13 protein-coding genes and 1 pseudogene are annotated in these 9,943 nt (G+C 57.9%); 10 read left to right on the top strand and 4 right to left on the bottom strand.

Annotation, left to right across the window (positions count from 1 at the left end; genetic code table 11):
* Positions 1-300: 300 nt before the first annotated feature.
* Positions 301-612, top strand: a pseudogene (locus ABIZ35_RS19740) (integrase core domain-containing protein); the annotation flags it as partial.
* Positions 613-801: 189 nt separating this feature from the next.
* Here ABIZ35_RS19740 and ABIZ35_RS19735 read toward each other — a convergent pair.
* Positions 802-1,251 carry a phosphate-starvation-inducible PsiE family protein gene (locus tag ABIZ35_RS19735; RefSeq protein WP_348221635.1) on the bottom strand — a complete coding sequence of 150 codons (450 nt, stop codon included), beginning with the start codon at positions 1,249-1,251 and terminating at the stop codon, positions 802-804.
* Between the two features lie 92 nt (positions 1,252-1,343).
* Between ABIZ35_RS19735 and ABIZ35_RS19730 the strand changes: the two genes are divergently transcribed.
* The 7 genes from ABIZ35_RS19730 (at position 1,344) to ABIZ35_RS19700 (ending at position 4,963) form a co-directional block, all read left to right on the top strand.
* The gene (locus ABIZ35_RS19730; protein ID WP_348221634.1) at positions 1,344-1,760 is read left to right on the top strand and encodes a cytochrome c; all 417 of its coding nucleotides are present in this window, start codon (positions 1,344-1,346) and stop codon (positions 1,758-1,760) included.
* Positions 1,761-1,932: 172 nt separating this feature from the next.
* Positions 1,933-2,211 (top strand): YiaA/YiaB family inner membrane protein, encoded by a 279-nt coding sequence (locus ABIZ35_RS19725; protein ID WP_348221633.1) that lies wholly within the window; start codon positions 1,933-1,935, stop codon positions 2,209-2,211.
* A gap of 178 nt (positions 2,212-2,389) precedes the next feature.
* Entirely contained in the window at positions 2,390-2,680 is a 291-nt protein-coding gene (locus ABIZ35_RS19720; RefSeq protein WP_348221632.1) for a hypothetical protein, read from the top strand.
* Between the two features lie 260 nt (positions 2,681-2,940).
* Positions 2,941-3,135 (top strand): hypothetical protein, encoded by a 195-nt coding sequence (locus ABIZ35_RS19715; RefSeq protein ID WP_348221631.1) that lies wholly within the window; start codon positions 2,941-2,943, stop codon positions 3,133-3,135.
* A 165-nt stretch (positions 3,136-3,300) separates the two neighbouring features.
* The gene (locus tag ABIZ35_RS19710) at positions 3,301-3,657 is read left to right on the top strand and encodes a hypothetical protein (protein ID WP_348221630.1); all 357 of its coding nucleotides are present in this window, start codon (positions 3,301-3,303) and stop codon (positions 3,655-3,657) included.
* A gap of 45 nt (positions 3,658-3,702) precedes the next feature.
* A complete protein-coding gene (locus ABIZ35_RS19705) occupies positions 3,703-4,305 on the top strand; it encodes a short chain dehydrogenase (RefSeq protein ID WP_348221629.1) in 603 nt (200 codons plus the stop codon).
* Positions 4,306-4,342: 37 nt separating this feature from the next.
* Complete coding sequence (locus ABIZ35_RS19700) at positions 4,343-4,963, top strand: LysE family translocator (protein WP_348221636.1); 621 nt, start codon at positions 4,343-4,345, stop codon at positions 4,961-4,963.
* A 56-nt stretch (positions 4,964-5,019) separates the two neighbouring features.
* Here the strand turns inward: ABIZ35_RS19700 and ABIZ35_RS19695 are convergent, their stop codons facing one another.
* Together ABIZ35_RS19695 and ABIZ35_RS19690 are read right to left on the bottom strand one after the other, a co-directional pair.
* Positions 5,020-5,397: a hypothetical protein gene (locus ABIZ35_RS19695; protein WP_348221628.1), complete on the bottom strand. Its 378-nt coding sequence runs from the start codon at positions 5,395-5,397 to the stop codon at positions 5,020-5,022.
* Between the two features lie 254 nt (positions 5,398-5,651).
* The gene (locus ABIZ35_RS19690; protein ID WP_348221627.1) at positions 5,652-6,110 is read right to left on the bottom strand and encodes a DIP1984 family protein; all 459 of its coding nucleotides are present in this window, start codon (positions 6,108-6,110) and stop codon (positions 5,652-5,654) included.
* A 132-nt stretch (positions 6,111-6,242) separates the two neighbouring features.
* Here ABIZ35_RS19690 and ABIZ35_RS19685 point away from each other — a divergent pair, with 132 nt between their 5' ends.
* Complete coding sequence (locus tag ABIZ35_RS19685; protein ID WP_348221626.1) at positions 6,243-6,941, top strand: ABC transporter ATP-binding protein; 699 nt, start codon at positions 6,243-6,245, stop codon at positions 6,939-6,941.
* 26 nt (positions 6,942-6,967) lie between these two features.
* Positions 6,968-9,130 (top strand): prolyl oligopeptidase family serine peptidase, encoded by a 2,163-nt coding sequence (locus ABIZ35_RS19680; RefSeq protein ID WP_348221625.1) that lies wholly within the window; start codon positions 6,968-6,970, stop codon positions 9,128-9,130.
* Between the two features lie 14 nt (positions 9,131-9,144).
* Here the strand turns inward: ABIZ35_RS19680 and ABIZ35_RS19675 are convergent, their stop codons facing one another.
* A complete protein-coding gene (locus ABIZ35_RS19675) occupies positions 9,145-9,783 on the bottom strand; it encodes a tetratricopeptide repeat protein (protein ID WP_348221624.1) in 639 nt (212 codons plus the stop codon).
* Positions 9,784-9,943 lie beyond the last annotated feature (160 nt).

Genomic DNA, 9,943 nt, shown 5'->3' with positions numbered 1-9,943 from the left:
CCACGCACTCAAAGCGCGCCCGGATGGCGTTTTGGTCAATCATGCAGCTATATTCGACACCGAAAGCGGAAAAGACTCCCGCATTTCAGGATTAACAAGATTCACTTATATTGGACCAAGTCCTAAGAGCTTCATCCCCAGCTTTCCCCAATCTAAGTAATACGCGTAACAGAAAAAAATCAGGACTGGTCCGTTGATCTTCGCTGCGATCTTGTCGATCCCGCGCGTGAGCAGCTCAGTATCGCCCGTCAATGTGAGCTGCTGGGACTGAGCCGCGCCGCCTTCGATTATGAAGTGCGTCCCGAGATTTTTAATACGGATCAGGGAATCCCGTTCACGAGCCTGGATTTCACGGGCCGCTTGCAGTCGGCCAACGTGACGATCTGCATGGATGGTCGCGGCTGAGCTCTGGACAATATTTTCGTTGAGCGTCTGTGGCGCACCATGAAGTATGAGGAGGTCTACCTCAAAGAATACGAGAATGCGCGCGTGGCGACACAAAATCTACGTGACTATTTTCTCTTCTACAATGAAGAGCGCTTACCCCAATCGCTGGGGTATCGGACGCCAGCGGAGGTTTACCAAGAAGCCTTTTCAGACGCAAACAGGTAGACATAAAAATCACCTTAAATAAGACGCTTTGCTGTCTTGACAATGGGGGCTACTATATTGTCAGTGAAACGGCGCGGCGCAGTTTGCGTCGCGCACGTTCGACGAGATTCGGGGACAGGGAACAGCACAATGACAGGCGGTTAGCATGGCGCTTGTTCTCTCTGTACAAGAAGACGGTAGTTTTATACGTCAGACGAGACACTCAGTATCGTCGCTGTCGGCGCTTTTTGCTTTCGATTGCGCCTGCACGTAGTAGCACACCCCATAAGCCACGGACAGCGCCAATATCAGCGCGGCGACCCCGATGAGGGTCGCCGCAGACTGCGTCTTCAAATCCATCGTCACGACTTTTTGGCCTACGCCAATCAGGGCCACCTCAATCACCGCCGTCATGGGCGATGTGCGGCCGGGCATGTTGAGCAGAACCAGCTTGATCAGCTTCAGCCCCATCAGTACGATCAAAAACTCCCCAAACATATGAAACAGCGTGTCAGGCTTGATCACAAGAATAGGCGGTTTGGTGAGCGTTTCGCCGAAAATGAAGATCAGGTCGATCGTTCCCAAGATCACGCCCGCCAGCAGCATAAACGCCAGCACCCAGAGCAGAACGATCTCCGTTTTTTCGATGATGTGTTTCATAATTGACGTCATTATAGCGCAAGTCGTCTGGTGAACTGATGGAGTACAATGGAAACATCGGTCAATGTTGTGTCGGCGAACAGGAAAAGATTATGCGAAAAGACGATCGCCGGTCAAATCGGATAAAAGCAATTGCAGCCTGGGCGTTCGTCATCATTATGCCGATCGTCTTTCTGACCGCCAAGCCTGATCCTGTAGTCGTGCCGACCATAGACAACGCCACATTCCTGCGCGGCCGTCACGTATTTCGAGCCAACGTCTGCAGGGCCTGCCACTACCTGAAAGGCGCGGACCCGGTCGCTGACGCAAACCCCCGATATCGTCCCGAATATCTTTACGGACCCGATTTGACCCATGAAGGCAGCCGAAACCCGGAAATCGGCTGGCAGAAGCTCAACCTGACGAAGCATGACATGCTATTTCCAAACGGAAGTATGGGCGACCAATCTGGATTAATGACAAAGGCTGAGATCAACGATCTGGCGGCTTATATGGCGTCTCGCAAGTAGTATTGATCTCTGGAGTTGTTCGAAAGATAGGTCTAATGGCCCATGCCATGCTGTTCTTCTTCCTGTATACTTATCACTATCGCCTTCCGGTTCTTGCACGGGACCATCAGGATACTGTTCGCCCGTTAGGTTCTGGCAAGGATCGAGTTGTCACAGCAGGCGGAGGAGAAGTATGGATACCCCACAACTACAGCAGGACAGCGCGGCTTGGCGCTTTTTCGTGCAAGCCTCATTTTTGATTTCTCTTGGACTGATGAGCGTCGGTATTTGGGAACTGCCCGTCAACATCTGGATTCGCGGATTCCTCGGCATGGGCCTCTTCTTCACAGTCAGCTCCACCATCGTTTTGACGAAATCGATGCGGGATGAGCACGAGGCGCAGAAGTTGATCAAACGGCTTACGAACGCCAAAACGGAGAAAATGCTTCAGGAGTACGACATCAAGCCGTAGCGCGACTTGAGGACTTTCGTCATTCGTGCGACAGTGAATGGACGGGTGGCGTAATATGGCAATTTCGAAACCGTCCCGCTGGCTACCCAGAGCAGTCGGGCTGTTAATACTTTTCCTGGCGATCTTTTTGACGCCCGCAGTTGTCATGTCCGCTCACGATATGCCGATACGTGCGCGAGTGAGCAACGCGCCCGCGATCTGGCGAACTCGTTTGCAGGCGGTGATGGGAAAGAAACGGCCGGATGTGATTACTTTGCTTAACAAGCGTTATGGCGCCGAATACTCTCTGGGTGATACGTCTCGCGATTTGTACCCAGGCCCAAAACGGATGACGAAGTCGGATTACATTCGAATGTCTCTTGGAAGCACCATAGCTCCTCCGTTTGTTTGGAGCGAGACCGTGGGCTTGACCTACGATCGACAAGGGCGGCTGGTTGCTTATTCCGTGGGCGTCAGCTCCGGAATGTGAAGCGGTGACAGCGAAGGCTCAAGCGCGGGGGCCGCGCCGTCATCGGCTATCTGGTGTAATTCTGCTGGTATTTTTAACAGGATCGAACGGCGCATTTATCCCCTGTATGCGCTGTTCGATCTTCAGCGGGCGTTCCATACTTCTCTTGTATCCCAAATCCAGACTTTGCATCCTCCCGTAATCGTCTTTCCCGCGTGAACATGTCACAATGTTCTGGTGGAAAAGAAAATGCCCCAAATGGCTGGCTAGAATGATTTCTTGTGTCAGGCGATTTACGAACAGGATCACGAGATAATCCTCTCCGCGCTGGCGGCCGGCTTGGAGTCTGCTCCTGCGGCGCCGATCCGAACGCCAGCTTGGAAGATGGGCGAGCCCCGTTGAGCGTTGCGGCGTACGGCGACCGCGTGTCCGTCGTCAAGCTGCTGCTCAGCGCCGGCGCGGACCCAACGATTTGAGGCTGGATGGGCATTACGCCGCTCAGCAAGGGGCAGGAGCGAAAACGTTCCGATGGTGCGTCTTGCGGCGCTTTTGGAGGCGGCGAGGTCGCTGCGGCCCTATGATACGATTGTTGTTCGCAACGAGATTTACGCAGTCATACCGAAGGACGGAGAACGAGATTTATGAACGCTGACCAGATCGCGGCGGCGCTGGACCGGACGCTGCCGGATATGCAGGTGCTGGATGACTTATTCCATCGTCTGCGCCGATTGTCGGAGACGGCGGGGAAGTCTGTGGAGGTCGGCGACGACCTCTGGCGCGCCGTGCCTGCGGGAGCGTCGCTGGACATTGTGACCAAGGCGTTTTACAAAGAGTATTTCGAAGGTGTCGGCTTTGCGACCTATAAAATCCTGGTGGCGATCGGCGGACTGCAGCGCAGCGATGTCGGCGCGCATACCGCGAAGTATTGTTTCGCAACGCTGCACTACGATGAGGAAGCGCAATTGATCACGACGGACTTTCACGCCGATTTTCGGTAATCTCATAGAGAACACGAACCAGATCACTCAACGAAGGAGTTTATCATGCGAATACTTGTGATCGGCGCCAGTGGAACGATTGGCGGTCCGGTGGCGGACGCGCTTGCGGAGCGGCATGAGGTGCTGCGAGCCGCGCGGAGCCATGGGGATTATCATGTGGACATTTCGCAGCCGGAATCAATTGTCCAGCTCTTTGAAAGCGTCGGCGAGATCGACGCCCTGGTGAGCGTGACCGGCTCCGCGCGCTTTAAGTCTCTGGAGCAATTGACGGATGAAGACCTCGCATTCAGTCTTGCCAATAAACTCATGGGACAGGTCAATTTGGTTCGCTTCGGCTTGAAATCCCTGCGTGACGACGGCTCCATTACCCTGACCACGGGCGTTCTGGCGAGCGAGCCGATGCCCGGAGCGGCGGCGCTCAGTCTCGTCAACGGCGGCCTGGAAAGCTTTGCTCGCGCCGCCGCGCTGGATCTGCCGCGCGGCGTGCGGATCAACATCGTCAGTCCGCCGTGGGTCTCCGAAACTCTGGTGGCGATGGGGCGCGACGGCGCCGAGGGAATGCCTGCCGCCAAAGTTGCCGCCGCGTATGTCGCGAGCGTGGAGGGGACGGACACCGGCAAGATTATCGACGCCCGGAAGTTCGCATAGAGAGGGAGCAGTACGCACAGAGATGCACATATTCACAATCGTTCAGTTTGTCTCGTTTCTGGCGGCGTCTTTGATCTGCGTCGTTGCGCCTGGTCCGGATAATCTGGGTGTCTTAAGTTTGGGGCTTTCGCGTGGGCGCAAGGCGGGGATCGGATTCGCCGCCGGGTGCGCCCTGGGCGGCCTGACGCACACCACAGGGGCGTCGCTGGGGCTGACGGCGCTGGTGGCGGCGTCCCCGGCGGCGTTTAACGCAATGAAGTTCGCCGGGGCCGCCTATTTGTGTTATCTGGGGGTGAAGGCGCTGCGCAGCAAAGGAGCGTCGCTCGACAGCAAAGAAGCCCCAGAGGGCGATGCGCGGCAGTTTTTGACCCGGGGGTTCGTCAGCAATGCGCTAAACCCCAAGGTCGCGCTGTTCTTTTTGGCCTTCCTGCCGCAGTTCGTGAACCCGCACGGACCCGTGGGGCTGCAAATGCTTCTGCTGGGCGTGTGCTTTGGCGTGATGACGCTCGCCGTCTTTAGCCTCGTTGGCTACTTCTCTGGCGCCATCGGCGCCTGGCTGCGCCGCCGGCCATTTTTCAGCCAGTGGCTCGACCGCGCGACGGGCTGCCTGTTCATCGGCCTCGGGGTGCGGCTGGCGTTAGCGAAGCAGCGGATGTGAACATTTCGAACCCTTGAGCCGGCGCTTCGCGTATGACCTTGTGTTCGTGTGGTGATTTATCGCTGGGAAGGCGCTGCCGCTGACTTGGCGGCGGAGCATGGCTGGGCCGCGTTGCATGAGCATCTGGGCCCGTACCATAATCCTACGCCTATCGCCGCCACCAGAACCACGAGCAGGAGCGCCGCTTTCTTTATGGTGCGCGGATAAGGAATCAGGTCGCCGAATACCGCTAGGAGACCAAACCCTCCGTAGCTCATGAAATGGTCTTTCCACTCGTTCAGAAACGGCTTATGATTGGCGGCGTTGACGACGCCGCCGATCACGATGATGAGCAGCGCCCATGCAGTCAGCATGATGAGACGGACAAAACTCTGGATGCCCGTGTAAAAGACGCCGCGCGTCATCTTCGTCTTTTGTTCTTGTGCGATGTTCATTGTGTATTCGCGAAGTGACCGAAAGAAAATGCAAACCCCTTGCCCGCCCTCATCCGCGGACAGTCCAGCACATGGTAATAACAGTGACAATGCCCCTTGCGTTTGTGACGGTGATGGGCATGACCGTGAGGGTGCGGGAATCGAACCCGCTACGACGGCGCCCGGCCGCCGACCAATGCGGCTTAACCCAGCGGCCGGGTTGTGCTCGCGACTGTCCGATGGATTACCTGCTGCATTTTCTTCCGAGACGCGTGTTATCCGACGAGATCCGTCTTCCAGTTCAGCTCCTGGATGCCGGAGTCGAGCAGCCGATACGCTTTGGAAAGGGCGTCGATGCGCTCCTGCGTTTCCGGCACGCTCACCGTGCTTTTGAACTTTACCTCGGAGCGGCTCGTGCGCGCCTGCGTGACGGACGCGGCTTTTGCGAGGTCGCTGTAGGCTCCCCGGCGCAGCATCAGGACATCGCGCTCGGCGAGCGCGTCGGAGAGGCATCGCGTGTCGTCATAGGGCGTGGCGGAATTCGTTCGGTTGATGCGCTGGATCAGACTTTGCAGTTCGTAGGCGACCCGCTCCATCTCCTCGATCAAATCACGGGGATTCTCGGCGGGTTCGTCGCCCTCCTGCACCTTCGCATTGCCCGAAATGCGAGATTTCAGCTGCTCGAACCGCTTCTGACTGTCCGCCCGAAGGATAAGCGCTTCGGCAATTCTCATGTCGTTTGTACCTCTTGGCGATATTATGACCGAAGACGATGAATATGCCCATAAACAGCGTGATGTGAATTGAGAATTGTGTCACAATATTCGAAAGACAGAGCCGGTTATCCTTGATTGCGAACGAACACTATGATCACTCTTCAAAAAATTGTAAAAACCTATGTGACGGGCGGGATGGACTTGACGGTGGTCAAGGGGGTGTCGTTGCATGTCTCGGAAGGGGAGATGGTGGCGATTATGGGACCGTCGGGGTCGGGGAAGTCGACGATCATGAATATCGTCGGGTGTCTGGACCGGCCGACGTCGGGTTCTTACCAATTGGATGGGGAAGAAGTATCAGGGCTGGATGAGATCCAGCTGGCGTCGATCCGTAATCGTAAGATCGGGTTTGTGTTTCAGCAGTTTAATCTCCTGCCGCGCACGACGGCGCTGCGCAATGTAGAGTTGCCGATGATTTATTCGGGCGCTCGGGGCCGGACGGCGCGGGCGGAGAAGGCGCTGGCGCGGGTCGGCTTGGCGGATCGAATGGACCACCGGCCGAGCCAGCTTTCGGGAGGACAGCAGCAGCGCGTGGCGATCGCACGGGCGCTGGTGAACGAGCCGTCGATCCTGATGGCCGACGAACCGACCGGCGCGCTGGACACCCGAACCGGCGAGGAGATCATGACCCTGTTTCAGGAGATCAACGCTGAGGGGAAGACCGTGGTGCTGGTGACGCACGAAGAAGACATCGCCGAGCATTGCCAGCGGATCATCCGATTGCGCGACGGCGAGATCGTGAGCGATCTTCCCGTAACGGACCGGCGGATCGCGAGCGTGAACGTTTAGTTTTGTTCTGCGAGAAAGGCCTTTGTGTGACGAATTCTCTTTTCAAGGCCGCGTGCGCTGTTTTGGCCTTTCTCTCCTTCGCCTCTCCCGTCTTGAGCCAAACCCCCGCGCCTCCCATCGCCCCGATCAAACCCGTCACGGAGACTTATTTCGGGACGAAAGTTGTCGATCTGTACCGGTGGATGGAGAACCTCAAAGACCCACGGATGGTCGCGTGGTTTCGGGGGCAGTCGGATTACGCTCATTCGGTTTTGAAGCGCATCCCCGGTCGGGATAAGATCCTCGCGCGGATCCAGCATCTGGACGCGGCGGGGGAATCCGTGGAGGATGTGGAGACTGGGGGCGGGCGGTTCTTCTATCTCAAGACGCTGCCGTCATTCAATTCGCCCAAGCTCTTTGTTCGGGAGGGACTGCGCGGGCGGGAGCGGGTTTTGGTGGACCCGGAGCGGCTGACGAAAAAAGGCGTTCACTTTTCCATCGATTACTTTGCGGCGTCGCGCGACGGTAAATATGTCGCCTACGCCATCTCGCCGGGGGGCTCCGAAGACAGTGTGCTGCATGTGATCGATGTGGCGCATAGGCGCAATCTGTTTGAGAATATCGACCGCGCACAGTATGGGGACGTCAACTGGCGCGCGGACGGCCGCTCATTTTACTACGTCCGTCTGCAAACGCTCCCCGTCGGCGCGGACTCGATCGAGCGCTATAAGAAAAGCCGCGTTTATCTGCACAATCTTGGGACGGATCCCGCCAAAGACAGAGTCGTGTTCGGATACGGCGTTTCGCCGCGCGCTCCGATGACGCCCGACGATGATCCCGGCCTGATGACGACGCCTGGCTGCCCGTATCTCTTCGGCGTGGTCGTCCACGGTGTGCTGAACGAGCAGACGATCTATGCGGCGTCGCTTGCGTCAGCTGGCCGCGCGTCGATCCCTTGGCGCAAGATCGTGGACGTGCCCGACGATGTCGTCGGCATGGATGTCCACGGCCATACGCTGTATCTGCTTTCGCATAAAGGCGCGTCACGTTTTCAGATATTGAGCATGGACTTGCACCGTCCAGATGCGCCCCACGCGAAGGTTGTCGTGGCGCCGAGCGGCGCCGTGATTACGGGCCTGGGCTCGGCTCGGGATGCGCTGTATGTCGAGACGCAGGACGGCGGGATTGGGCGCCTGCGCCGTGTCGATTATCGGACCGGACACATAGAGCCGGTTCCGCTGCCGTTCGAGGGCAGCATCAGCGCCCTGGTGACGGACCACGACCAGCCCGGCGCGATCTTCATGGAGACCGGCTGGACACACTCGGCGCTCTGGTATCGCTACGATCCCCACACGCGCCGCGCGACAGATACGGGTCTCAAGCGCCTTTCGCCGATCCGATTCACCAATGTCATCTCGCGGGAAGTGAAGGCGCGAGCATCGGACGGAACGCTGATCCCGCTTTCGATAATCGCTCCCAAGAACATCAAGCTCGACGGTTCGCATCCCGTTTTGATGGAAGGTTATGGCGCATACGGTTCGACGATCGATCCCGCGTTTGATCCGACCACTCTGGCGTGGCTGGAGCGCGGCGGCGTCCTAGCCTACGCGCATGTGCGCGGGGGAGGGGAGTATGGGGAAGACTGGCATCGCGCCGGGATGAAGCATACAAAGGCGAACACATGGCGCGATTTGATCGCCTGCGGGGAATATCTGATCGCCAAGGGTTACACATCCCCGAAGCGCCTCGCCATCGAAGGCGCAAGCGCTGGCGGTATCGCGGTCGGCCGCGCGCTGACCGAGCGCCCCGACTTATTCGGCGCCGTCATCGATCTGGTCGGCGTCTCCAACCCACTTCGCCAAGAGCTTTCTCCCAACGGCCCTCCGAATATCCCCGAGTTCGGATCATTTCGAACGCCGGACGGATTCCAAGACCTGCTCGCAATGGACGCCTACCATCACGTCAAAGACGGCGTCCCATACCCCGCGGTCTTAGTCACGACCGGCATCAATGACCCACGAGTCTCCTCCTGGGAGCCCGCGAAGTTCGCCGCGCGCCTTCAAGCGGCGACGTCCAGCGCCAAACCCATCCTCCTGCGCGTCGACTACGACGCCGGCCACGGCATGGGCTCGACCAAAGCGCAAGCCGACGCCGAACTCGCCGACGAGTACGCATTCCTGCTCCATCAATTCGGGGTAGAGGGATTTTAAATCGGGTTGATACTTTACTTTGCAGCCAGCGCCATGCGGCGTAATTTGGCTTTTGCGCCGCGATGACCCTGGTTTGCCGCACGCTCCAACCAGTAGCGCCCCCAGCGCTGTGAGACCCGAACCCCTTCCCCGTCGAGATAGGAAAGGCCCAAATTCCATTGCGCCTTGGCGTCATTCTGGTGAGCGGCGGATCGATACCACTTCACGGCGCTGGCGTAATTCACATCCACGCCGAGACCTTCGTGGTAACAGAAGCCCAGATCGCGCTGCGCCTCAGAATCACCCTGCCGCGCGGCCGTTAGCAGCCAGTGATGCATACGCTGATAGTCGATCGGCGCTCCATCGCCTTTCCGGTAACTGAACGCCAAATTGAATTGTGCGCCAGTATGTCCGTTCTCTGCGGCCATCTCCCACCATTGGATCGCCGCCGCCATATCCACCGGAACGCCGTATCCGTGTTCGAAGCAGACGCCTAATTGGAACTGCGCTCGCATATGGCCCGCCGTGGCTGCTTCGCGCCAGAGCGCGACAGCGACGGACCAGTCGGTGGGACGGGGGCGAGTTCGTCCGAACGCCAGACGATAACCGAGGCGGAACTGCGCGTCGGCATTCCCTGCCGTCGCGAGATTTTGAAGGTGTTTTGTCGTTTCCATCTTTTGCTTTATCGCCGGAGGAACGCCGCTTGTTAGATGTCGAGTCTCATGTCATTATGAACAAGTGGGGATGGCGTTTGAGGAGCGCATGTGGTAGTCTTCTTGGTAACCACACCAAAGAAAATCAACCACATGCACTTCCATTCTAACGCATCCACCA

It is taken from the genome of Capsulimonas sp. (assembly GCF_039929585.1).
In the GTDB taxonomy this organism is placed as follows: domain Bacteria; phylum Armatimonadota; class Armatimonadia; order Armatimonadales; family Capsulimonadaceae; genus Capsulimonas.
The sequence above is the reverse complement of the archived record's forward strand: the minus strand, read 5'-3'. Positions and strand labels throughout refer to the sequence as shown.